Genomic DNA, 22,020 nt, shown 5'->3' on the forward strand with positions numbered 1-22,020 from the left:
GTTGTGCTCGCCAGCACCCTAGGTCTGGTGCGGGGTGGCAAAGTGACGCCGCCCCTGTCCCGGCGGCCTTGCCGATGGCCCAGATCCCTCCTGTCGCCTCGGCCGGCCTGCGTCGGGTGGCGGCGATCGACATCGGCACCAACTCGATCCACCTGTTGATCGCCGAGGTGGATCCGGAGCTGCAGAGCTTCAGCGTGGTGCTGGCTGAGAAATCGACCACGCGACTGGGGGAACGGGATCCCGAAACCGGAGATCTCAGTGCGGCGGCGATCGAGCGGGGCTTCCGAACCCTGCGCCACTGCCGCGATCTGGCCGCCAGCCATGGGGCCGAACAGATCGTCACGGCAGCCACCAGTGCCGTGCGCGAAGCCCCCAACGGCAAGGACTTCCTGCAGGCCGTCCAGGAGCAGCTGGGGCTGGAGGTGGATCTGGTCAGCGGCCCCGAAGAAGCGCGTCTGATCTACCTCGGCGTGCTCTCGGGGATGAGCTTCGGCGAGCAGCCCCACATGATCATCGACATCGGTGGCGGCTCCACCGAGCTGATCCTGGCGGACAGCCGCGATTCCCGCGCCCTGACCAGCACCCGCATCGGCGCCGTGCGGCTGCAGCGCGACTTCATCCGCGAGGAGCCACTGCCAGACGAGCGAAGGAAGTTCCTGCAGGCCTATATCCAGGGATCCCTGGAACCCGCCGTGGCCCAGGTGAGGGCGGCGTTGCCGGCCGGCAGCAAGCCCGTGCTGGTGGGCACCAGCGGCACCGCCATGGCCCTGGCGGCCCTGGCGGCCGCCGAGGAGGCCAAGCCACCGCTGAAGTTCCAGGGCTACCGGCTCGATCGCCAGAAGGTCGATCAGATCGTGGCCAAGCTGCTCGCCATGACACCGGAGCAGCGGCGCGCTCTGTCGGTGATCAACGAGCGGCGGGCCGAAATCATCGTGCCCGGCGTGCTGATCATGCAGACCGCCATGACCATGCTCCAGGCCGATGCCCTGGTGGTCTGCGACCGCGCCCTGCGGGAGGGCCTGATCGTGGACTGGATGCTGCGGCAGGGTCTGCTGGGCGACCGGTTCTCATTCCAGAGCTCGATCCGCCAGCGCACGGTCCGTCATCTCGCCCAGTCGTACGGCGTCGACCGGGCCCAGGCCGATCGGGTGGCCGAACTGGCCGTGAGCCTCTACGACCAGACCCGTGGCCTGCTGCACCACGACCACGAATACGGCGGCTATGGCCGCCAGCTGCTCTGGGCGGCGGCGCAGCTGCACACCTGCGGCAAACACATCAACATCGCTGCTTACCACAAACACACCTGGTATCTGATCCGCCACGGCGAGCTGCTGGGGTATTCCCAGGCCGAACATCTGATGGTGGCGGCGATCGCCCGGTATCACCGCCGCGGGCTGCCCAAGAAGCGGCATGAGTCGTGGCAGCTGATCGAGGGGCGCGACCAGCGCCGCACCGTGGCATCGATGGCCCTGTTGCTGCGGCTGGCGGCCGCCCTGGATCGGCGGCCCGTTCCCGTGATCGCCGGGCTCGAGGTGGTGCCCCTGCGGGATGACGATGGGGTGAACGGGCTGCTGATCAGCCTCAGATCCTTGCCGCCAGCGCCCGGTGAGCCACCGATCGATCTTGGTCTCGAGCGCTGGAGCCTGCGCTCCTGCGCCGAGGTGGTGCTGGAAGCCAGCGGCTTCCGGCTTCGGGTGGCCGGGCCCGATGGCGAGATGGTGCCCTGAGGGCAGCGATGGCGGACCCCGCGACACGCCGAACGATCACGATCCGCTGGCCCGATGGTCGCGTCAGTCAGGCGGCCGTGGGTTGCGACTGGCTGCTGGCGGCTGCTGAGGCGGGCCAGTCGATTCCCACCGGCTGCCTCGGCGGCAGTTGCGGCGCCTGCGAGATCGAGGTGAACGGCCAGGTGGTGCGTGCCTGCATCGCCACGGTGCCGGCCAGTGCCGGCGGCAGCCTGGAGGTGGAGCTGGCCGCTGATCCCTACTGGTGAGCTCCCGGTTGGAGCACCTGGATCAAACCTGGTGAGCCTGGATCAGGCCTCCCCCCAGCACCACCTCGCCGGCGTAGAACACGGCCGCCTGGCCGGGGGTGATCGAGAACTGCTCCTCGGCGAACTCCACCTGGCAGCGATGGGGCCGGCCATGGGCCCCGTCGTCTGGCTGGGCGGCCAGGGGGGTGAGCCGGGCTGCCACGGGGGCGCTGCGGTAGCGCAGTTGCACGTCCACCTCCAGCGCCGCCGCCGGCGGAGCCATGGAGATCCAGTTGATCGCCCCCACGATGCAACGGTCCCGCGCCGCCTCCCGCCGCGGAGCCACCACCACCCGGTTCATGGCGCCATCGAGCCGCACCACATGCAGCGGCTCACTCCAGGCCACCCCCAGACCCTTGCGCTGACCGATGGTGAAATGCTCGATGCCGTCGTGGCTGCCCACCACGGTGCCGTCGGCCAGCACGATCTCGCCCGGGCGGGGCGGCAGGTAGGCGTCCAGAAACGCCCGCATCGAGCCATGGTGGTCGGCGAGGCAGAGGTCCTGACTTTCGGGCTTGCTGGCGGTGCGCAGGCCGTAGCGCGCCGCTTCCAGCCGGGTGTCCGGCTTGGTCAGCTCCCCCAGGGGGAACACCAGCCGCCCCAGCACCTCCTGGGGCAAGTCGTAGAGGAAATAGCTCTGATCCTTGTGGCGATCCAGGCCGCGCAGCAGTTGATGGCGCCCGGCCACGGTCGCGCCCTCTGCAGCGGCGCTGGTGGGAACCGGCAGTGGATCGCCGGCATCGGCATGGCGCACCCGGGCGTAATGACCGGTGGCGATGCGCTCGATGCGGCGGTGCTGCTGCGCCCACTCCAGCATCGGGCCGAATTTCACCTCCCGGTTGCAACGCGAGCAGGGCAGCGGCGTGATCCCGGAGGCATAGCCCTGCACCAGCACATCGACGATCTGTTCGCGGAAGCGCTCCCGGGCATCCACCACGTGGTGGGGAATGCCGAGCTGCTCGCAGATGCCGGCCGCATCGACCAGGCCCTCGGCGCAGCAGGCCCCCTTGCCGCTCATCAACCAGAGGGTGAGCCCTTCCACCTGCCAGCCGGCCTCGACCAGCAGGGCCGCCGTGAGGGAGCTGTCGACACCACCGGAGAGGCCCACGGCCACCCGATGCTCTCCCGGCCAGCGGCGCAGGCGCTCAAGCGCCTCAGCTCCGGCAGGGGTGACCGGGGCGGCCACGGCGCGGAGGGCGGTATCGGCTGACGCAGTCACCCCTTCAGCAGACAGCGGCGCAGGCAACGGCGAAGACAGTGGAGCGGGATGGACGGTCAAGACCTGGAGGCAGTACGCGGCTGTCGGCGGGCCGCAGGCTTTCCATCATGAAACCGTGCCGCCATCACCGCCTTGTCGCCCCTCCCCCCTGCGCCCTGCTGGCCCCGGCGCGATGCGGATCACCTGCTGGTCAGCGGTGCCCAGATGGCTGCGCTGGAGCAGCAACTGTTCGCCTCCGGCCTGCCGGTCGAGGCCCTGATGGAGAAGGCTGCCCTGGCGGTGGCTGAGCGAGTGCGCACCGGTTCTGCCTGGCGCGGGCGGGCCCGCAGGGCCGGCGTGCTGGTGCTGGTGGGGCCGGGCCACAACGGAGGCGATGGACTGGTGGTGGCAAGGGAACTGCATCTGGCCGGCTGGCCGGTGCGGATCTGGTGCCCCTGGCCGCGGCTCAAACCGCTCACCGAAGCCCATCGCCGCCACGCCGCCTGGCTGGGCATAGCCGCCCTGGAAGGAGAGCCCGACCCGGCCGATGGGGCCCTCTGGATCGATGCGTTGTTCGGGGTGGGCCAGACCCGCCGGCTGGATCCAGCCCTGGAGCAGCTGCTGGCGCATCGCCAGCAGCAACAACCGGCGCAGTTGCTGGCGATCGATGTGCCCAGCGGACTCTGCAGCGACTCCGGACGCTGCCTGGGGGACGGGGCTGCCGTGGCCCACACCACCTTCTGCATCGGCCTGCGGAAGCAGGGCCTGGTGCAGGATGCGGCCCTGCCCTATGTGGGGCGTTTGCGGCGGATCGACCTGGGTCTGGCTGCGACTCTGCTTGGCTCCCTGCCGCCGAGCCAACTCCTCGGTATCGGTGGCGCCATGGCTGCTTCCGATCTGGGTGCCCTCCCCTGGCCCCAGATCGATCCCACCGCCGCCAAGTACGGCCGTGGTCGCCTGCTGGTGGTGGCTGGAAGCCAGACCTTCCGCGGTGCTGCAATCCTGGCCTTGAGCGGCGCCAGTGCCAGCGGTGTCGGCAGCCTGCGGGCGGCGCTGCCCGAGGCGGTGGCGGAGCGGCTCTGGCTGGTGCAGCCCCACACCGTGTTGCAGGCCAGCCTGGGCAGCACTGCCCAAGGTGGACTGGCGCTGGGGGGGCTGGGCGCCGGGGCGCTGGATCGTCTCGATGCGGTGCTGCTGGGACCGGGGCTGGGAGCGGCCGCGGCAACCGCAGAAGCCAGGCTGTGGCAGGCGGAACAGAGTTTCTGGGATCAGCTGCAGGCCTTCCCCGGGCTGCTGGTGCTTGATGCCGACGGCCTCAACCGGCTCGCCGCATCCAGCGGTGAGCCGGGCGAGGCGCCTGGGATTCTCTGGTTACGAGGACGCGGCGGACCCACCTGGATCACGCCCCATCGCGGTGAATTCAACCGGCTGTTTCCCGATCTGGGCGACCTGCAGCCACTGGAAGCCGCCCGGCAGGCGGCGGCTCTGGCGTGCTGTTCCGTGCTGCTCAAGGGTGCCCGCAGCGTGGTGGCTGCGGCTGATGGCCGCTGCTGGCAGCTGCTGAAAGCCTGGCCTGGCGCAGCCAGGGCTGGGCTGGGCGATGTGCTGGCCGGCTTCGCCGCTGGGGTGGGGGGCAGAGCGCTGGCGGCCGGAGCAGACCTGGAAGCGCTGCCGGTCCTGCTGGCCGGCGCGGCCCTGGCCCATGCCGAGGCCGGTGGCCTGGTGGTGCGTCAGCAGGGGGAGGGGGCCGCCACACCGGAAGCGGTGGCGGCAGCGTTACCGACAGTGAGGAAAGTCAAGAAATCCGCACACTTGCGAGCCGCACAACAGCATTAACCACGGCAAGATTGATTTGAGACTGGACTAACGATTCGACTGTGTGGTTTTGCTGTCACAACCTGAAGGGTTGTTGAAAGTACAGCCCCTTTTCATCCTTTTCGTGGATAGTCGACATTCCAGCCTCCGACCCTTCCCCAATGGCGACCTCATCCCTGAAGACGGGGGACTCCAGTCGCCGGCGTGGCGGTGATTCGATCAGCTGGTATCTCGCCACGATCGGTCGCGAGCCTCTTCTCACCGCAGCCGAGGAGATTGAACTGGGCAACCAGGTGCAGGCGATGATGCATCTGCTGGAGCGGGGCGAACGCGACTGTGAGCCAGAGCCCGACGCGGAAACGGAGAAGCAGCGTCGGATTCTGCGTCTGGGGCGTCGTTCCAAGCAGCGCATGATGAAAGCGAATCTGAGGCTCGTGGTGAGCGTCGCCAAGAAATATCAAGGCAGGGGCCTGGAGTTGCTCGATCTGATTCAGGAAGGTTCCCTCGGGCTCGAGCGCGCTGTGGAGAAGTTCGATCCCACTCGGGGGTACAAGTTCTCCACCTATGCCTTCTGGTGGATCCGCCAAAGCATGACCCGGGCAATCGCCTGCCAGTCGCGCACTATCCGTCTGCCGGTTCATCTCAGCGAAAGGCTCACCACCGTGCGCCGTGTGAGCCTGGAGCTGGCCCATAAGTTAGGCGCCATGCCCAGTCGCCGCGAAATCGCTGAGGCGATCAATATGCCACTCGAGGAGCTCGACTCCTTGCTGCGTCAGGCGCTCACTACCTCAAGCCTGGATGCGCCTGTCAGCGGTGACGAAGGTCGCAGTTTCCTCGGCGACTTGATCGCCGACATCAGCAGTGAGGAACCGCTGGATCGGGTCGAACGGGGGATGCACCAGGAACAGCTGGGGCGTTGGCTCAGTCAGCTCACCGAGCAGGAGCAGGAGGTGTTGCAGCTGCGCTTCGGCCTTGAAGGCGAAGAGCGCCACACCCTGGCCGAGATCGGGCGCCGGCTCGATGTCTCCCGCGAGCGGGTACGGCAGGTGGAGCTCAAGGCGCTGCGCAAACTGCGGAATCTCACCCGCCGATAGCCCCCAGATTATTGACCTGCGAGCACTCAGTGTCGGCAGTGCGGCTTTTCAGTCTTCCGCCCAGATGTAGCGGGTCAGTTCGCTTGGATCGGGCTCGGGCGCATCCAGTGCAAAGGAAACGCAATCGCTCACTTCGGCATCGATCTCTTTTTCAATCGCCTTGAGATCGTCCCCGCTGGCTAATCCCTGGCTGGTGAGGTGAGCAGCCAGCTGCTTGATAGGATCGCGCTGAGCCCAGAACTGCTTTTCAGCTTCGGCACGCAGCTCGTCTGGATCGGCGAGGGAGTGGCCACGGAAGCGATAGGTGAGGCACTCCAGCAAGGTCGGGCCTTCGCCGGCCCGGGCACGCTCCACGGCGCGTTGAGCGGCAGCCCGAACGGCCAGCACATCCATGCCATCAACTTCCTCACCGGCCATGCCGAAGGAGGCTGCTTTGCGCCAGATCTGAGGATCACTGGTGGCACGGTCATGGTCCATGCCGATGGCCCAGCGGTTGTTCTCCACCACAAACAGGATGGGCAACTTCCAGAGTGCCGCCATGTTCAGGCACTCGAAGAACTGGCCGTTGTTGCAGGTTCCGTCGCCGAAAAAGGCTGCTGTGACCGAGTCACTGTCGGTATCGCCGAGGGCATCACGCTTGTAGCGGCTGGTGAACGCGGCACCGAGCGCGACGGGAATGCCCTCGCCGATGAAGGCATAGCCCCCCAGCAGATGATGCTCCTTGGAGAAGAGGTGCATCGAACCGCCACGGCCCTTGCTGCAGCCTGTGGCCTTGCCGAACAGCTCGCTCATCACCTCACGGGCAGGAACACCGGCGCTGAGGGCATGCACGTGGTCGCGATAGGTGCTGCAGAACCAGTCGTGCTGGGCTTTCATCGCCTTGATCACGCCCGTGCTCACAGCCTCCTGGCCGTTGTAGAGGTGCACGAACCCAAACATCTTGCCCCGGTAATACATCTCGGCGCACTTGTCTTCAAAGCGCCGCCCCAGGGTCATGTCGCGGTAGAGCATCAGACCCTCCTCGCGGCTGATGCTGAGATTGCCTGAGGGGTAAAGGGAGGACAGGCGCTCGGCATGGCTGCCGGCTCCGGAGGGGATGGCACTGCCCATAGCGGTGGTCTCTGCGGCCATCTCCTGCGTCATGACGGGCCCGGATGCTGAAGCGTGTTGCTGACTGTACGGGGTCCGACATCGAACGGCTGTCCAGATTGCTTCTCCTGCTTACAGTCGGCTCCCAGGAGCGGATGCCTGGTTGGAACTGCCGATCGATCACTTCCGTCTGCTCGGTGTCACCCCCACCACAGACGCCCAGTCTGTGCTCCGTACCCTGCAGCAGAGGCTCGATCGGGCTCCCGACCAGGGTTTCACCCATGATACGCTGGAAGCAAGGAGTGAGCTGCTGCGCGCCAGTGCCGATCTGCTCACCGATGAAGACAGACGGCGCACTTACGAATCCCATCTCACGTCCCTTGTGGGCGACGACGCCCAGGCCATGGCAGCCTTGGAGGTGTCCAGTTCCCACGAGGTGGGCGGGCTTCTCCTGCTGTTTGAAGCCGGTCAACCTCTGGAGACTTTCGAGCAGGCTGAGCGGTGCCTGCAGCCCCCTCGGGCACCCTCTCTTGGCAGCGGCCGCGAGGCGGATCTCACGCTGCTGGCTGGGCTGAGCAGCCAGGCAGCCGCAACCGAATATCGCCGTCAACGCCGCTATGAAGCCGCTTCCCAGACCTTGACTCGTGGCCTGCAACTGCTGCAACGCATGGGCCAGTGTGCAGCCCTTCGGGACCAGATGGCCACGGAGCGCGATCAGCTCCTGCCGTACCGGATCCTCGACCTGCTCAGCCGTGACCTGGCCGCCGTGGCTCAGCGGAATGAAGGTATGGCTCTGCTGGAGCAGTTGGTGCAGCAGCGCGGTGGTATGGACAGTGAAGCCAGCACGATGCTCAGCCCCCAGGAATTCCTGGCGTTTCTGGCCCAGATCCGTTCCTTCCTCACCCTGCAGGAGCAACTCGATCTGTTCGAGCGCTGGTCACGGGCGGGGTCGGCCCGCGCCGAACTTCTGGCCTGCAAGGCTCTCACTGCCAGCGGCTTCGCCCAGCGCAAACCCGAACGGATCGCCGCGGCCCTGGAGCGGCTGGCTATCCGAGGTGCGCCACCCCAGCAGACCGATCAAGCCTGTCTGCTGCTCTTGCTTGGAGACGTGGATCAGGCGGAGGCGCTGTTCTCCAGCACAGCGCCTCAGAACCCACACCACGCCATTGATGGGGAGGATCCACTCCTGGTTCGGCTCTGCGCCGTGTGCCGCGACTGGCTGGCCCGGGAGGTGCTCACCGGCTACCGCGACCTGGACTCCGAACCTGACCTGGACGCCTATTTCAATGATCGTGACGTGCAGAGCTTCGTGGAACGCCAGGACCGTCGACGTCGCCGGGCCGAAGCCGAGCATCCCAGGCCTGCGACCGAGTCAGTGACGGCCACGACATCTGCGGCATTGTCCCCGCCAGCCACCGCGACCGGCGGAAGTCTGGCCTCGACGCCTGTGAATTCCCCTGGCTCTTCCATGTCCCCAGCCACTCCTGCCGCTTTGTCCGCCGCCGGAAGCCTGTTCACCGGTGCTGCACCCCTTCCTCCACTGGCTGAGTCGATGGCGCCAGGCTGGGACCTCACCCGCGATCCTCACCACCCCTTTCCAGAAGAGCTGTCCCGGGCATCAATGACCCCCCAGTTCGAACAGAACATGGAGGCGGAGGATCCAGACCTGCAGGAAGTGCCGCTCCTGCGCTGGTCCGATCTCCATCCCGCCCAGCTGCGGTCCAACCTGTGGGAGCCAGCGGTCTCCAGGATCTCGACTGAGCTGGCCGCCTTGCCCCGGCCCCTGCTGTGGGGTGGGGCCTTGGTGGTGGGGGGGGGGCTGCTGGCGACCGGCTGGTGGCTCTGGAGTCCCCACGTGGCTGATCAGGGTCGACAGGATTCTCAAGTTGCAGCTCCTCAGAAGACTCCGTCCCCAAGCTCCACTGCAGCGCCAACACAACCCCAGGCACAGCCCTCCGCAACCATGCCGACGCCAGCCCAGGCTCTTCCCCTGGAGGCGGCTGAGCCCAGCGAAGCTCAGATGCGTGCCTTGCTCGAGGGGTGGCTGGCTGCAAAAGCGGCGGTACTCGCCGGTGACAAGCCGGCAGTTGCCCTCGAAGCGGTGGCTCGCTCCAACCAGGCCGCTGCCGTTGAGGGCGAAAGGCGACGGGACCAGGCTCGTGATCGGCGCCAGGTGATCGACACCAAGGTGCTGGATCTGCGGATTACCGAGCAGTCGCCCCGGCGGGTCGTGCTGGTGGCTGAGCTGCGCTACTCCGATCAGACCCTGGCTGCCGATGGCGCCGTGATCGAGACCACCCCTCCCTTCACACTGACCAACACCTATGTGTTTGGCCGTGAAGACGGTCCCTGGCAGCTGGTGAGCTTCCACCGAGGGGGCTGATCTTCCCATCCGCGGCAGAGGGGAACGCTCCACCGGGAGATCACCACCGACGCTGAGTTTTTACGATCGCAGGCACTGGAGGCCCCGACTCCGGCCGCGTCTTCCGTCAGCCTGCTTCCGTCAGCCCCTTCCGCCAGCCCTTCATGTTCGACGAGCTTTCCCAGCGTTTTGAAGACGCCGTCAAGAGCCTGAGGGGTCAGGACAAAATCACCGAAACCAACGTCGAGGGGGCCCTCCAGCAGGTGCGACGTGCTCTGCTCGACGCCGATGTGAGCCTGCCGGTGGTGCGCTCCTTCGTGGACGAGGTGCGCAGCCGGGCCGTGGGGTCGGAGGTGGTGCGTGGCATCAGCCCCGATCAGAAGTTCATCCAGCTGGTGCATGAACAGCTGGTGGAGACCATGGGGGGCGAGAACGCTCCCCTGGCGGCAGGCGGCACGGAGGGGGCTCCCACGGTGATCCTGATGGCCGGCCTTCAGGGCGCCGGCAAGACCACCGCCACCGCCAAGCTCGGCCTGCACCTCAAGGACCAGGGCCGCAAGGCGCTGCTCGTGGGAGCGGACGTCTACCGCCCGGCTGCCATCGAACAGCTCAGGACCCTGGGCGGCCAGATCGGCGTGGAGGTGTTCAGCCTGGGCACCGAGGCCAGGCCTGAGGCCATCGCCGCAGCCGGTATCGCCAAAGCGCGGCAGGAGGGCTTCGACACGGTGCTGGTCGACACGGCCGGCCGCCTTCAGATCGACACGTCGATGATGGAGGAGATGGTGCGGATCCGCGAAGCCGTGCAGCCCGATGAGGTGCTGCTGGTGGTGGATTCGATGATCGGTCAGGAGGCGGCCGAACTGACCCGCGCCTTCCACGAGCAGGTGGGCATCACCGGCGCCGTGCTCACCAAGCTCGACGGCGACTCCCGAGGCGGGGCAGCGCTTTCGATCCGCAAGGTGAGTGGTGCCCCGATCAAGTTCATCGGTACCGGCGAGAAGGTGGAGGCGCTGCAGCCCTTCCACCCGGAACGGATGGCCAGCCGCATCCTCGGCATGGGTGATGTGCTCACCCTGGTGGAGAAGGCCACCAAGGAGGTGGAGCTGGCCGATGTGGCCCGCATTCAGCAGAAGCTGCAGGAGGCCACCTTCGACTTCTCCGATTTCGTGCAGCAGATGCGCCTGATCAAGCGCATGGGCTCCCTGGGCGGCCTGATGAAAATGATCCCGGGCATGAACAAGATCGACGACGGCATGCTCAAGCAGGGCGAGCAGCAGCTCAGGAAGATCGAGGCGATGATCGGCTCGATGACCCAGCAGGAACGGGAGCAACCCGATCTGCTGGCCTCCCAGCCCTCGCGCAGGCGGCGCATCGCCTCCGGCAGCGGCCACAGCCCCGCCGAGGTGGACAAGGTGCTCACCGATTTCCAGAAGATGCGCGGCTTCATGCAGCAGATGAGCCGGGGTGGCATGCCGGGCATGGGAGGGATGCCTGGGGGATTCCCTGGCATGGGGGGCTTTCCCGGCATGGGCGGCATGCCGGGGATGGGAGGGATGCCTGGCATGGGCGGAATGCCCGGGATGGGGGCGCCTGCTGGCCGTGGCGGCGCGCCGAAACCGGCCCGGCCGGCCAAGAAGCGCAAGGGCTTCGGGCAACTCTGAGGGCCTCTTGCGGGGGGTGAAGGTCTGAGAGGTAGATTCGACCTTTGGACACCTAGCGGCACAGCCTCGATGATCAAGCTCCGCCTGAAGCGGTTCGGTAAGAAGCGGGAAGCGAGCTTCCGCCTCGTGGCCACCAACAGCACCTCACGCCGGGATGGCCATCCCCTCGAGGAACTCGGTTTTTACAACCCCCGCACCAAAGAGACGCGCCTCGACACCGAGGCGATCCGCAAGCGCCTCAGCCAGGGCGCCCAGCCCACGGACACCGTGCGCTACCTACTCGAGAAGGGTGGTCTGATCGAGAAGACGATCCGCTCCGCCGAGGTGGTGGGCAAGGCCAAGCAGGCCACCGCCCGTGAGGCCGCTGCCAAGCAGGCCGCCGCTGAAGCCGCTGCCAAGGCCGCTGAGGCGGCAGCAGCGACCGCTGAACCCGAACCCGCCGCCGTAGAAGCCTGATCGGCAGCCCCATGGCCGAAGCGGCGGGGCTCCAGACCTTCTCCATTCCGCTCCCCTCCCCCGAGGCAGCCCTTGCCTTGGCTGGGGAAGCCGAGTCGAGCCTGCGGCACCTTGAGTCCCTCACCGGGACGCTTCTTGTGTTGCGCGGGCTCGACCTCGTGCTGCAGGGGCGGGCCTCCCAGCTGGAGCGCACCTCTGCCCTGGTGGAGTTGCTTCGCCCGCTGTGGCAGGAGGGACAGGCGATCACCCGGGTGGACGTGCAGACCGCGCTCAAGGCTCTGGATACGGGCCGGGAGCAGGAACATGCGCGCCTCAGTGATCAGGTGCTGGCCCGCAGCCAGAGCGGCAAACTGCTGCGCCCCCGCACCCTCAAGCAGAAGGCCTACGTGGACGCCATGGAGTGCCACGACCTCACCCTGGCCCTCGGCCCTGCCGGCACCGGCAAGACCTTCCTCGCCACGGTTCTGGCGGTGAGGATGCTGCACGAGCGCAAGGTGGAACGGCTGATCCTGACCCGGCCCGCTGTGGAGGCCGGAGAACGGCTCGGCTTCCTGCCCGGTGATCTGCAGCAGAAAGTGGATCCCTATCTGCGGCCTCTGTACGACGCCCTCCATACCCTGCTCGGCAGCGAGCGCACCGCCACGCTGCTCGAAAAGGGTGTGATCGAGGTGGCACCGCTGGCCTACATGCGAGGCCGGACCCTGGCCGATGCCTTTGTGATCCTCGATGAGGCGCAGAACACCACGGCGGGTCAGATGCGGATGGTGCTCACCCGGCTCGGTGAGAATTCGCGCATGGTGGTGACCGGCGACCCCACCCAGGTGGATCTGCCCCCTGGGGTCACCAGTGGCCTGGCGGAAGCCGCCCAGGTGCTGCAGGGGGTCGAGGGGGTGGCGATCTGCACCCTCACCGCTGCCGATGTGGTGCGGCATCCACTGGTGCAGCGGTTGGTGCAGGCCTATGCCCGCAGGGATGGGGCGCCCTCCGGCTCCAGCAGCCGACGATAGGGAGATCCGCACCAACGCATCAACCGGCCCCCGTCACTGGCTGGCAGGATGAGTCAGTACGCAGAACTGGTGAGCCATGCCGGCCAGCAGCAATTTCCAGGAAGCGATCCGCGAGGCCAATTCCAGCGCCCTCGTTGGGCCCAATGTCGTCAGCAAGGCGCTGCCCTACGTAGGTGGTGGCATGGTGCTCACCGCTGGCGGGGTGCTGGGTGGGCTTTCGATGATGTCGAGCCCGTTGTACATGCCCCTGTTCTGGGTGGCCCTGATCGGGAACTTCATCCTGTTCTTCGTGGCCCAGAATGTGGCCTCCAAGGGCAATAACAGCACTGCCCTGCCGCTGCTGGCCGCCTACAGCCTGATCACGGGCTTCACTCTGAGTGGCATCGTCGGCTACGCCGTTGCCTCTGCAGGTATCGGTGCCGTAGGCACAGCCGCCCTGGCCACTGGCATCACCTTTGTGGTGGCGTCGGTGCTGGGACGCCGCATGAGCGACAGCATCGGTCAGGCCCTTGGAGCCGTGGTGGGTCTGGGTCTGCTCGGCCTGATCATCGCCATGGTGGTTCAGGTTGTGGGCAGCATCTTTGCCCCAGGCATGTTCAGCACGGGTGGTTTTGAACTGATGATCGCCGGTTTCGGCACCGTGCTGTTTGTCGGTGCCGCATTCCTGGACTTCTATACGATGCCCAGGTCCTACACCGACGACCAGTATCTAGCCGGTGCTCTGGGGATGTACCTCACCTACATCAACCTCTTCATCTTCATTCTGCGCCTGATCATCGCCCTGCAGGGTGGTGGCCGTCGCGACTGAATCCCAGCACGATTGATCCCAAGGCCTGAAAAACAGCCATTGCTGATCTATCTTCGAACCTCCTTTGCGCCCCTAAAGGGGCGCTTTTTCATGGGACGTGCCCGAACTGGGGGCACTGATTGATTCAGCAGTGTCAATTGTGTGCCTTTCTGTGCAATAACGTGCTTGCCTGGCTGCTGGCTGGCCAATTAACTGTCTTTCTGTCTGTCTGTCTGGCTCGCGATCAGTCCTCGGCTACCGCCTCGATCGCCTCGGCAATGGCCGCGCGCTGCTCGGTGTCGTAGCCCCAGCGATCCAGAAAATCCACATCGGTGCCGGAGCCGTTCCGAGCGGCCGCCAGCAGAATCTCCAACCGGGTCTTCACCGCCAGGGGTTCCAGCAGGCGGATGAGCTCGGTGCAGCGGGCCGCCACCCGGGCGGAGGCCGCCTGCTGCTGGTCATCGCCGGCGCGCCCGTGGTGCAGGGTCATGGCGGTGCTCATGGCCAGGTTGCGGGCGGTGAGATCCACCACTCCATCGCCGGCGGCCCGCAGCTGCAGCACCAGCGGCTCGGGCAGGCGGTCCATCAACGGGCAATCCCCCGCCAGCGCCACCACGAAGAAGCCACGGGCTCCGTCGCGGCTGGCCACCAGCTCCCCCACCCGATCGGCCAGCACCTCGTCGCTGAGCTCGCCGCTCTCCCACAGCCCCAGCCATTGGGCCGTGATCTCCATCGCCTGCGGGAAGGTGGGCTGGGCAAGGGGGGTGGACGTATCCATGGGGTCGGCACCGTCTGCTGGCAGTGTTGAGGTTATGGAGCCAAGTCACCCCGGCGATCCGTCGTCGCCCCAACCCAGCCCCGAGGGCACCGCAGCAGCAGGTGGGCGTCTGCTGCCGATTCCCGAGCCCCCGGCCGCCGGGGGAAGCAGCTTCGGCCTGGCCCCCGAGGGCTTCCGCTCCGGCTTTGTGGCCCTGATCGGTCGCCCCAACGTGGGCAAATCCACCCTGCTCAACCAGCTGGTGGGGGAGAAGGTGGCGATCACCTCGCCGGTGGCTCAGACCACCCGCAACCGCCTGCGGGCCATCCTCACCACCCCCAGCGCTCAGCTGGTGTTGCTCGACACGCCCGGCATCCACAAGCCCCACCATCTGCTCGGCGAGCGGCTGGTCCAGAGCGCCCGGGGCGCGATCGGGGAGGTGGACCTGGTGCTGCTGCTGGTGGACGGCAGCCAGCCCGCGGGGCGAGGCGACGGCTTCATCGTCGAATTGCTGCGCCACGCCCGGGTGCCGGTGCACGTGGCCCTCAACAAGAGCGATCTGGTGCCGCCCGAGCGGGCCCGGGAGCTGGCGGAGACCTACCGGCAGCTCCTGGCCGGCGACAACACGCTTGGCGCCAGCCCTGGGGACGACGTCGGGCCAACCGCTGCGCCACGGCTGGACTGGCCCCTCCATCCGGTCAGTGCCCTCACGGGAGTCGGCACGGCGGAGCTGGTCGAGGCTCTGGCCGCCGATCTGCCGATCGGCCCCCACCTCTATCCCCCCGATGCCACCAGCGATCAACCGGAGCAACTGCTGCTGGCCGAGCTGATCCGCGAGCAGGTGCTCTGCCACACCCGCGAGGAGGTGCCGCATTCGGTGGCGGTGCAGATCGATCGCATCGTCGATGACGGCCCCCGCACGGCCGTACTGGCCACGGTGCTGGTGGAACGGGCCAGCCAGAAGGGCATCCTGATCGGCAAGGGGGGCAGCATGCTGCGCCAGATCGGCCAGGGGGCTCGGCTGCAGATGCAGAAGGTGTTCGACGGACCGGTCTATCTCGAGCTGTTCGTCAAGGTGGTGCCCAACTGGCGGCGCAGCGCGGCACGGTTGGCGGAACTGGGCTATCGCGGCGACTGAGGCGATCGGGAGGGCGGCTGAGAGGATGGGACGATCGTGCACCGATCCGCCTTGGTCGACGCCAGCCCCGGCGCCAGCGCTGCCGCCTCCACGCCTCCTGTCCCGGCGGCGTCAACGGATGCTCCCTTTCCGCCCAGTGATCTGACGGCTTTCCTGCAGCTCTGTGCGGGCGAATGGATGAGCCTGCGCAGTCTGTTTGGCCTGGGGCAGCTGGAAGAGGGCGCCAATGGTGATGAGTGGCACAGCTCCGAGCGCGGCGAGCTGGTGGTGACCTACCTCAGGGCCGAGCACCCTGCGGAACCCGGTGGGCTGCTGATCGCCCCGAAGGGGCACCCCGAACGCAGCCTGGTCTTCGATCGGCAAGGTGGATTCCGGGCTTCAGCGGCAGCCTCCGGCACCAGCCCAGCGGGACATTGGCAGCTGTGGCCGGACGGGAGCCTGGAGCTGCGGCTGGAGAGCGGCGGCACGGAGGTGCGCGAGCGCATCTGGTTCACCAAGCCCAACCTGCGGCTGCGCAGCACCGTGGAACACCGCTCCGATGGCAGCCCCGGCCGCGCCAGCTTCAGCTCCGAGATCCGGCGGGTCAGCCGTGCGGCCGCGCCTGGCGCCACGGCGGTCTGAAGCCGATGGCCATGCGCCTCGATGTGGTCAGCCTGGCCCCGGAGGCCTTTGCGCCGCTGTTGGGGCTGGGGGTGATCGGGCGAGCCTTCGCGGCCGGCATCGCCGAGCTGCACGTTCACAACCCGAGGGATTTCGCCACCGATAAGTACCGCAAGGTCGATGACATCCCCTACGGAGGCGGGGCTGGCATGGTGCTCAAGCCGGAGCCGGTGTTTGCGGCCGTCGAGGCGATTCCGGTTGTGCCGCGGCGCCGGGTGCTGCTGATGAGCCCCCAGGGCAAGCCGCTGACCCAGGCCGATCTGCGCCGCTGGGCCAGCGACTACGAGCAGCTCCTGTTCCTCTGCGGCCACTACGAAGGCTTCGACGAGCGCATTCGCAGCCTGGCCGATGAAGAGGTGTCGATCGGCGACTTCGTGCTCACCGGCGGCGAACTGCCGGCGGCGACGATCATCAACGGGGTGGTGCGGTTGCTGCCCGGCACCGTGGGCACCGAGGCCTGCCTGGAGGAGGAAAGCCACAGCACCCTCCTGCTGGAGCATCCGCACTACACCAGGCCGGCCGACTTCCGCGGCATGGCCGTGCCGGCCGTGCTGCGCAGCGGCGACCATGGCGCCATCGCCCGCTGGCGGGCTGAGCAACAGCTGCAGCGCACCGCCGCGCGGCGGCCGGATCTGCATGCCCGCTGGCTCGTGCAGGAGGCTCCGGCAGGACAGACTGGCGGCCACCATGGGCGCTCCATGCAGCTGCGGATCGGCAACGGCTACGACATCCATCGCCTCGTGCCAGGACGCCCCCTGATCCTGGGGGGGCAGACCCTGGAGCATCCAGCCGGCCTGGGCCTCGACGGCCACAGCGACGCTGACGTGCTGGTCCATGCCCTGATGGATGCCCTGCTCGGTGCCCTGTCCCTGGGGGACATCGGTCTTTATTTCCCGCCGGACGACCCGCAGTGGAAGGGCGCCGACAGCCTGCAGCTGCTCCAGCAGGTGGTGGCTCTGGTGGCGGAGCGGGGCTGGCGTGTGGGCAACGTCGATGCGGTGGTGGTGGCTGAGCGCCCGAAGCTCAAACCCCACATCACGGCGATGCGTGCCGCGATCGCCACCTGCATGGGCCTGGATCCCGACCAGGTGGGCATCAAGGCCACCACCAACGAACAGCTCGGCCCCACCGGCCGTGAAGAGGGCATCGCCTGCCATGCGGTGGCTCTGCTGCAGCGCCCCAGCGCCGGCTGATGGGCTCTCGCCGACCCCGTGTCTGGCTCCTTAGGGTCCTCAGCACCATTGGGCTCCTCATCGTGCTGCTGGGCTCCCATCCGCAGGTCAGCATTGCCGCCTTCGCCGATCCCGAGGGTGGCTATGACGTGGCGATCGTGGAGCAGCTGCGCGTCAAGGTTCCGGCTGATGGCCAGCAGGCCTGGCTGGAGGCGGAGCGCGGCAGCTGGGAGCCCTGGTTGCGTCAACAGGATGGGTTCCTGGGCCGTGATCTGTTCTGGGATCAGGAGCGGGAGGAGGGTCTGCTGTTGATTCGCTGGGCCAGCCGCGAGCAGTGGAAGGCGATCGCCCCCCAGGAGGTGGAGGCGGTACAGGAGCAGTTCGAGCAACTGGCCCGCTCGGCCACCGGACAGGCCGCGGGTAATCCCTTCCCACTGGTTCAGGAGGGCGAACTGCAGATCCTGCGCCCATGAGCGGGCTCAGCAGCGAGATCTGGGCCCGCCTCGACTTCGAGCGGCGCGGACGCCTCGGCATGGTGGAGGCGATCTGGGGGGAACACAAAAGCGCCGAGCAGATTGTGACCCTGCTGCGCCGATTCCACGACCAGGGCGAGCTGGCCCTGGTGACACGCGTGGCCCCCGACAAAGCCGAGGCCATTCTGGAGAGCTTCGTTGGCCAAGGCCAGGAGACAGACCGGCCGCTGCACCACCCAGAGGCCCGCTGCCTCACCCTGCCGGCACCGCCGCCGCCCGATCCGGAGCTCGGCCGCGTGATCGTTCTCACCGGTGGCAGCAGCGACCTGGGTGTCGCGGCCGAGGCTCACCTTGCCCTGGCCTGCCATGGCGTGCCCGTGGAGCTGGTGCTGGATGTCGGGGTAGCCGGGCTGCACCGTCTGCAGAGCCAGCTGGAACGGCTCCAACAGGCGACCGTGCTGATCGCCTGTGCCGGCATGGAAGGAGCCCTGCCCACGGTGCTGGCCGGGTTGCTGCCGCAGCCGGTGATCGGTGTGCCGGTCTCGGTGGGCTACGGCGTCAGCGCCGGAGGGATGGCAGCCCTGCACGGCATGCTGGCCAGCTGCGCCCCAGGAATGAGCGTCGTCAACATCGACAACGGCTACGGCGCCGCTATGGCGGCGCTGCGCATCCTGCGGATCACAGGTGCTGCAGATCTGGATAGGCGGTGAGCAGCTCCTCGGTGCTGAGCACGTCGCCAGCACCATCAGGCTGCCAGATCACTTCCAGGGCCAGAAGATCTTCAATGCCCACGGCACCCAGCTTCTGAAAGGTCTGGCGCAGGTCTTCGGCGGTATCGGAACCCTTCAGCGCCAGCTTGGTGCGGGTTGCCACCAACAGGGTGATGGCGATGAAATCACTGGTGGCGTCGCTGTCGCCAGCTGTCATGCTGCTGTCGCTGAGGCGCTGACCGCCGACATTGCTGGTCACCTCGCGTGACAACTTGCTGCGCTCGGCCATGGAAAGGCGGTTGAACGTGGATTCGGCGCTGGCAAAGGGCACCTGACCCACATCGCTGTGGGCATAGACCCAGAGATCCGGATGGCGCAGCAGGGCCAGGGTGGTCTCCTGCAGGGCCCGTTGCAAGCCAGCATTGGTCCCCGTATCCACACTGGCGGCCAGCCTGCGGAGATCCTGCTGCAGTTGCCGAGCCGTGGCCAGAAGACCGACCTGAACCTGGGCGATCGTGACGGGACCATCCGGGCGGGACGGGTAGGCAACGCCGTTGCCACTGCCGAGGCTCGGGCCATTCCCCATGCCACGGACGGCGTTGAGCAGAACGCCGACCACCGCCATCAGGATCAGGAAACCAAACAGGCCCCCTCCGCCGAAGCCGAAGATCGGAATCAGGAAGGGAAAGCCGATGCCGCCGCCGAAACCTCTGCCGTAACTCCCACCGCGATAACCGCCACCGCCGAGATTGCCGCCGCCATAGCTGCGAGGCACCGAGGGGGCAGAGCGGAAGCTGCCGCCGCCGATGCGGCCGCCTCTAGCGGCCCAGCTGGGATCCGGATGGGCCAGCAACAGCCCCGCCACGAGCAGGGGAATCGCCAGCCAGCTGAACAATCGCCGCAGGGGGCGTTGGCCGGGTCTGTTGCTCCGAAGGGGCTGGTTTGGTCGCGGGGAGAACACCAGGGACGCCGTTTGCGGGTGAAACGAATCTAGGAACCGCCTCCCACGATGGTGACGACCTCCAGCCCATCGGTTTCCACGACCCGGTGCTCCGGCCACTGCCGGCGCGGCAGGATCTCACCATTGAGCTCCACCACCACGAGCTGGGGCCGGTAGCCGAGGGCGACGAGGGCCTGCTCGAGATTGAGGCCGGCCGGGCAGCGTCGCTCCTCGCCATTCACCTGCAGCCGGATGAGCTCCTGGGGCTCCGGCGGCGTGGTCACGAGGGGATCTCCTGGTGCTTCAGGACCCGATGAGTATGGGTGTCGGCTGGCCCGCCCACGTCCAGCTGATCGAGCAGATGCCGGGCGGCGGCAGCCGGATCCTCCGCTTCGATCACGGCCCGCACCACCGCCACCCGACGGGCACCGGCGGCCAGGACGGCGGGCAGATGCTCTGCCGTGAGCCCCCCGATTGCGAAGAAGGGAATCGAACTCTGGGCTGCCGCCTGACGCACGTAGGCCAGCCCGACGGGCTCGCGGCCGGGCTTGGTGGGCGTCGCCATCACCGGACCGACCCCCACGTAGTCGCAGCCGTCAGCGACGGCCTGCTCCAACTGCTCAAGGGCATGGGTGCTGCGCCCGATCAACCGCTCCGGACCCAGCAGCCGCCGAGCCAGGGGGACCGGCAGATCGCCCTGGCCGAGATGGACGCCATCGGCCTCCACCGCAAGGGCCAGATCGATCCGGTCATTCACCAGGAACAAGGCACCGTGCTGACGGCAAAGGTCACACAGAACCTGGGCCTCCTGGAGGCGCCGCTGGTCATCCAGCCCCGGTGTGCCCTCCTTGGCGCGGTACTGCACCAGGCGCACACCACCCCGCAGGGCGGCCTCCACCACACCGGCGAGATCGGGCACCGGTGCGGTGACCAGATAGAGGTTGCAAGCGGCGAGGCGCTGGCGCCGCGAAGCGGCTGCGTCTGGAGTTGGGGCTGTGGCTGAAGCTGGGTCGGCTGTGGGCTCTGAGGCCTGGAGCAGTTCCACTTCCAGGTCGTAGAGGAGATAGCGGATCGCCGCAGCGTCCTGGGCCAGCTCAGGATCGCCGGCGCGAGCGAATTCCTCGATCACCCGCAGGGCCTCCTGCACCCGTGCCGCATTGGCACCGATCACCTGATCCGGGGTACGGCGCTGCTCCTGGGCGGGATGGCCCAGCCCCGTGGACGGATCGGTCGCGGTGCGGCGGGCCAGCTTGTAGTGATCGGCATGGCGCTGGCCCAGCCGATGGCGCAGGTCCTTGGTGCGGACCACCAGATCCCCGCGTTCCAGGGCAAAACGGCACCAGTCCTCGAGCACCCGCAGGCCTTCGCGCGCCCGGTCGAGGTTGGCGTCGATCAGGCGATGAATTGCCACCTGATCCGGCGCGGGAGAACCCGCCATGGGTGCGACCTGGGTAGGGTGGGGAGAGCCTAGGAACCAGTCGAGATGGAGCAGGGCGGCAGCGACAACCCGATGCTGGTGCTGGTGTCTGGAGTGCTGCTCCTGGGGGGCATCGCCGCCTTCATCGGCTGGGGGCTCACCCACGCCTATCCGGCCGGCTGAGAGCTTCAGCCATCAGCATTCCAGGGGTCTGGGTCGGGCACGATCGCCGCGCAGATCTGACGTGCCTGGTCAGCGTCCCTGCCGATCTGCGCCACCAGTTCCTCCAGACCACTGAATCGGCATTGGCTGCGCAGCAGGCGCAACGGCTCCACCGTCAGAGCGAGGCCGTTGAGGTTGAGCTGGCGATCCAGCAGGTGCACCTCCACGGCGGAAGGGGCCTGGGGATCCACCGTGGGCTGGGGACCCAGGTTCATCACCGCCGCCATCGCCTCCCTGGGGGCCTCTGTCCCGGCTCTGGCAGCTCGCTCCGCCAATGCCCCTGTGTTGCCGTCTGCCTGATCGCTGCCAGGCTGATGCGCCCAGGCCCAGGCGGCATAGACCCCTTCGGCGGGCAGGAACTTGCGCCCGTCCACCTGCAGATTGGCCGTGGGCCAGCCCAGGGTCCGCCCCAGACCGCGGCCGCTGCCCACCTGGCCGCAGAAGCGGTAGGGACGATCCAGCAGACGTCGGGCTTCGTCGAGCTCTCCGGCCGCCAGAGCCCGGCGGATGCGGCTGCTGCTCACGCGCTCGCTGCCATCCCAGAGCATCGGCAGCACCGCCACCGCCACACCATGCCCGGCGGCGATCCGGGCCAGGTCCTGGGCGTCGCCGCGGCGGCCCGCCCCGAAGCGGAAGTTGTCCCCCACCGCGATCCGGCGCGCCTGCAGCTGATCGACCAGCACCTGCTCGACAAAAGCTTCAGGACTGAGGCTGGCCAGAGCGCGATCAAACGGAATCAACACCAGCTGCCTGACCGCCAGGGGCTGGAGCAGGGCGATCTTCTCGGCGGGCAGGTCCAGCCTCAGGCGGGTGTCGCCATGGAGCACCTCCCGAGGATGGGGCCAGAAGCTCACCACCGTGGGGGTGCAGCCACTGGGGCAGTTCTGGCCTGTGATCGCCGCGATCACCCGTCGGTGGCCCTGATGCAGGCCGTCAAAGCTGCCCAGGGCGATGCTGGAAGGACGAAAGGCGTCCTGGGGGGATCGCAGAGGGATCAATGCGTCAGGCGTCCGGAACGTGGGGGCAGGGC

At 67.6% G+C, this 22,020-nt stretch carries 20 protein-coding genes and 1 pseudogene; 14 read left to right on the top strand and 7 right to left on the bottom strand.

Features of this window, described 5'->3' with window-relative positions:
• Nucleotides 1–74: 74 nt before the first annotated feature.
• Complete coding sequence (locus VB777_RS09345) at nucleotides 75–1,727, top strand: Ppx/GppA phosphatase family protein (protein ID WP_323248556.1); 1,653 nt, start codon at nucleotides 75–77, stop codon at nucleotides 1,725–1,727.
• Between the two features lie 8 nt (nucleotides 1,728–1,735).
• Complete coding sequence (locus VB777_RS09350; RefSeq protein WP_197169640.1) at nucleotides 1,736–1,993, top strand: 2Fe-2S iron-sulfur cluster-binding protein; 258 nt, start codon at nucleotides 1,736–1,738, stop codon at nucleotides 1,991–1,993.
• Between the two features lie 22 nt (nucleotides 1,994–2,015).
• Here VB777_RS09350 and mnmA read toward each other — a convergent pair whose 3' ends face one another.
• Nucleotides 2,016–3,218: a tRNA 2-thiouridine(34) synthase MnmA gene (mnmA, locus tag VB777_RS09355; protein WP_197159116.1), complete on the bottom strand. Its 1,203-nt coding sequence runs from the start codon at nucleotides 3,216–3,218 to the stop codon at nucleotides 2,016–2,018.
• Nucleotides 3,219–3,383: 165 nt separating this feature from the next.
• Between mnmA and VB777_RS09360 the strand changes: the two genes are divergently transcribed.
• Both VB777_RS09360 and VB777_RS09365 read left to right on the top strand, forming a co-directional pair.
• Complete coding sequence (locus VB777_RS09360) at nucleotides 3,384–5,066, top strand: NAD(P)H-hydrate dehydratase (RefSeq protein WP_322757513.1); 1,683 nt, start codon at nucleotides 3,384–3,386, stop codon at nucleotides 5,064–5,066.
• Nucleotides 5,067–5,206: 140 nt separating this feature from the next.
• Nucleotides 5,207–6,139 carry an RNA polymerase sigma factor, RpoD/SigA family gene (locus VB777_RS09365; RefSeq protein ID WP_197153831.1) on the top strand — a complete coding sequence of 311 codons (933 nt, stop codon included), beginning with the start codon at nucleotides 5,207–5,209 and terminating at the stop codon, nucleotides 6,137–6,139.
• Between the two features lie 48 nt (nucleotides 6,140–6,187).
• On the opposite strand, the gene pdhA is transcribed toward VB777_RS09365, so the two are convergent.
• Nucleotides 6,188–7,282 carry a pyruvate dehydrogenase (acetyl-transferring) E1 component subunit alpha gene (pdhA, locus tag VB777_RS09370; RefSeq protein ID WP_197153832.1) on the bottom strand — a complete coding sequence of 365 codons (1,095 nt, stop codon included), beginning with the start codon at nucleotides 7,280–7,282 and terminating at the stop codon, nucleotides 6,188–6,190.
• 109 nt (nucleotides 7,283–7,391) lie between these two features.
• Here pdhA and VB777_RS09375 point away from each other — a divergent pair, with 109 nt between their 5' ends.
• From VB777_RS09375 to VB777_RS09395, 5 genes are all read left to right on the top strand, one after another.
• Complete coding sequence (locus tag VB777_RS09375; protein WP_323248559.1) at nucleotides 7,392–9,611, top strand: IMS domain-containing protein; 2,220 nt, start codon at nucleotides 7,392–7,394, stop codon at nucleotides 9,609–9,611.
• A gap of 143 nt (nucleotides 9,612–9,754) precedes the next feature.
• Nucleotides 9,755–11,251 (top strand): signal recognition particle protein, encoded by a 1,497-nt coding sequence (gene ffh, locus VB777_RS09380; protein ID WP_197153834.1) that lies wholly within the window; start codon nucleotides 9,755–9,757, stop codon nucleotides 11,249–11,251.
• 69 nt (nucleotides 11,252–11,320) lie between these two features.
• Nucleotides 11,321–11,707 (top strand): 30S ribosomal protein S16, encoded by a 387-nt coding sequence (gene rpsP / locus VB777_RS09385; protein ID WP_197153835.1) that lies wholly within the window; start codon nucleotides 11,321–11,323, stop codon nucleotides 11,705–11,707.
• Between the two features lie 11 nt (nucleotides 11,708–11,718).
• Entirely contained in the window at nucleotides 11,719–12,714 is a 996-nt protein-coding gene (locus tag VB777_RS09390) for a PhoH family protein (protein WP_197169645.1), read from the top strand.
• 76 nt (nucleotides 12,715–12,790) lie between these two features.
• Nucleotides 12,791–13,522: a Bax inhibitor-1 family protein gene (locus VB777_RS09395; RefSeq protein ID WP_197153837.1), complete on the top strand. Its 732-nt coding sequence runs from the start codon at nucleotides 12,791–12,793 to the stop codon at nucleotides 13,520–13,522.
• 223 nt (nucleotides 13,523–13,745) lie between these two features.
• On the opposite strand, the gene VB777_RS09400 is transcribed toward VB777_RS09395, so the two are convergent.
• A complete protein-coding gene (locus VB777_RS09400) occupies nucleotides 13,746–14,279 on the bottom strand; it encodes a hypothetical protein (protein WP_197169646.1) in 534 nt (177 codons plus the stop codon).
• Between the two features lie 34 nt (nucleotides 14,280–14,313).
• Here VB777_RS09400 and era point away from each other — a divergent pair, with 34 nt between their 5' ends.
• Genes era through larB form a run of 5 tightly spaced genes read left to right on the top strand, consistent with a single transcriptional unit; the run spans nucleotide 14,314 to nucleotide 18,411 of the window.
• Entirely contained in the window at nucleotides 14,314–15,396 is a 1,083-nt protein-coding gene (gene era, locus VB777_RS09405; RefSeq protein WP_323248561.1) for a GTPase Era, read from the top strand.
• 51 nt (nucleotides 15,397–15,447) lie between these two features.
• A complete protein-coding gene (locus tag VB777_RS09410) occupies nucleotides 15,448–16,017 on the top strand; it encodes a phycobiliprotein lyase (protein ID WP_231597741.1) in 570 nt (189 codons plus the stop codon).
• A gap of 11 nt (nucleotides 16,018–16,028) precedes the next feature.
• Complete coding sequence (trmD, locus tag VB777_RS09415; protein ID WP_416223913.1) at nucleotides 16,029–17,249, top strand: tRNA (guanosine(37)-N1)-methyltransferase TrmD; 1,221 nt, start codon at nucleotides 16,029–16,031, stop codon at nucleotides 17,247–17,249.
• Complete coding sequence (locus VB777_RS09420; protein WP_197153841.1) at nucleotides 17,249–17,701, top strand: TIGR03792 family protein; 453 nt, start codon at nucleotides 17,249–17,251, stop codon at nucleotides 17,699–17,701. The genes trmD and VB777_RS09420 overlap by 1 nt, the downstream gene beginning before the upstream one ends.
• Nucleotides 17,698–18,411, top strand: a complete 714-nt coding sequence (gene larB / locus VB777_RS09425; protein WP_323248565.1) for a nickel pincer cofactor biosynthesis protein LarB — start codon at nucleotides 17,698–17,700, stop codon at nucleotides 18,409–18,411. Before VB777_RS09420 ends, larB begins: the two co-directional genes overlap by 4 nt.
• Here larB and VB777_RS09430 read toward each other — a convergent pair.
• The 4 genes and pseudogenes from VB777_RS09430 to VB777_RS09445 form a co-directional block, all read right to left on the bottom strand.
• The gene (locus VB777_RS09430) at nucleotides 18,380–19,315 is read right to left on the bottom strand and encodes a DUF1517 domain-containing protein (RefSeq protein ID WP_197159119.1); all 936 of its coding nucleotides are present in this window, start codon (nucleotides 19,313–19,315) and stop codon (nucleotides 18,380–18,382) included. The genes larB and VB777_RS09430 overlap by 32 nt on opposite strands.
• An 86-nt stretch (nucleotides 19,316–19,401) precedes the next feature.
• Nucleotides 19,402–19,635 carry a sulfur carrier protein ThiS gene (gene thiS, locus VB777_RS09435; protein ID WP_197153843.1) on the bottom strand — a complete coding sequence of 78 codons (234 nt, stop codon included), beginning with the start codon at nucleotides 19,633–19,635 and terminating at the stop codon, nucleotides 19,402–19,404.
• Nucleotides 19,632–20,789 (bottom strand): thiamine phosphate synthase, encoded by a 1,158-nt coding sequence (locus tag VB777_RS09440; RefSeq protein ID WP_322757506.1) that lies wholly within the window; start codon nucleotides 20,787–20,789, stop codon nucleotides 19,632–19,634. Before VB777_RS09440 ends, thiS begins: the two co-directional genes overlap by 4 nt.
• 206 nt (nucleotides 20,790–20,995) lie before the next feature.
• Nucleotides 20,996–21,988: pseudogene (locus VB777_RS09445) on the bottom strand (bifunctional riboflavin kinase/FAD synthetase); the annotation flags it as partial.
• Between the last annotated feature and the right edge of the window lie 32 nt (nucleotides 21,989–22,020).

It is taken from the genome of Synechococcus sp. CCY9202 (assembly GCF_034931685.1).
Lineage (GTDB): Bacteria > Cyanobacteriota > Cyanobacteriia > PCC-6307 > Cyanobiaceae > CBW1002.